Here is a 1,377-nt window from a genome sequence, read left to right as displayed (position 1 = left end):
GGCTCTTCGCGTAATCGAGTGGGTGAATTTCATGTTTTTCAGAGTGCCGGGAGCATGGACGTGAGTATTTTCAGCCTCAGATATTCTTCATCCCGCAGCCCATACGCACGGCGTTGGATAACCCGTATCTTGTTGTTGAGTCCTTCAACGAACCCCAGCGAGACCTTGTTCTCCGGTTTGCAATACGCGGCGATCCCATCCCAATGACGCTCAATCATCCCGGCAAATTTCTCGTAGGGTTTCAGGCGCTGCCACTTCAGGCTGGCTTTCCAGTTCTCGAAGAAACGCCGCGCCCACGCTTCGCTCTTGTAATCCCACAACTGGCCAAACGATTCTTTCAGCAGGTATGCCGTGTTCAGCCGCTTGTTCGCCGCCAGCAAGGTCTTCAAGGAGCGTCTGCCGTCCAGCGTCAGATTCTCGTGGTTGGAAAGCAGCACGTATTTCTGCCCCTTGATATACCGCCTGTCTTTGCCTTGCAGCCGGGCGTATTCCATCTTTCTGACTGTATCCAGTGCCTCACCCAGATGCTTCATGATGTGAAACTTGTCGAAAAGAATGGCGGCCTGCGGGGCGCGCTCGTGGGTCACGTTGCGGAAGGGTTTCCACATGTCCATCACCGCAAGGCGAATACCGTTGGACTTCTTCTCTCCCAGCCAGTCATAGAACTGTCGCATGCTGTCCTCCGAACGGTCTGTACCGCCAAACCAGATCGGGCGTCGTCGGATCAGGTCGCTGACTACGATGCGATAGGTATGTCCTTTGCGGATCGAGATTTCGTCGATGCCGATGGCTTTGGGCGCCGGGGTTCCGGCGCGTTCCAGAAGGGCTGCCATGTATTGCGTGTCCAGTTCCTTGACGGTGTGCCAGTCCAGATTCAGTTCTTTGGCAACATCCTTGATGGTGCTCGCCCGACAGCGCCTGCCCACGTACCAGGCAAACCGCTTGGTATAGAAGGGATTGTCCGCAAGAACATCGAGCCGTTCGCGTTTCACTTTGCCGCATGTCCGGCAGCGCACGCGCCGGATTTCCAGTTCCAGATAGATGCGCGTGTCCCCGCAGGACAGGTCGCGCACCCGCCGGAGTTTCTTGTCGTACCAGCCGGAATGCGTACAGCCGCAGGTGTTGCAGACGGTTTTTTTGAGCGTCGGACGAGCGTGATGACCCGTGCCTTGTGGTCGCCAAAGACACCCCGGACAGTTTCCAGCGGCCGGAAACCGGGAAAGCGATATGCGTCGAGCAGGCGCTTGCGTTTGGTTGAAATAGCCATTGAGAAATCCTCCCGTTTTCTGCAAGGGGTGCAGACCGGATTTTACCAGATGCCACAAGGCTTACAGAGGATTTCATGTTAAATTCACCCACTCGATTACGCGAAGAGCC

1 protein-coding gene is annotated in these 1,377 nt (G+C 55.9%); it reads right to left on the bottom strand.

Annotated elements, in window-relative coordinates; genetic code table 11:
- Nucleotides 1-38: 38 nt before the first annotated feature.
- Nucleotides 39-1,325 (bottom strand): ISL3 family transposase, encoded by a 1,287-nt coding sequence (locus tag CLG94_RS11985; protein ID WP_107563852.1) that lies wholly within the window; start codon nucleotides 1,323-1,325, stop codon nucleotides 39-41.
- Nucleotides 1,326-1,377: the final 52 nt, after the last annotated feature.

This window comes from Candidatus Methylomirabilis limnetica, assembly GCF_003044035.1.
Classification (GTDB): domain Bacteria; phylum Methylomirabilota; class Methylomirabilia; order Methylomirabilales; family Methylomirabilaceae; genus Methylomirabilis; species Methylomirabilis limnetica.
The sequence above is the reverse complement of the archived record's forward strand: the minus strand, read 5'-3'. Positions and strand labels throughout refer to the sequence as shown.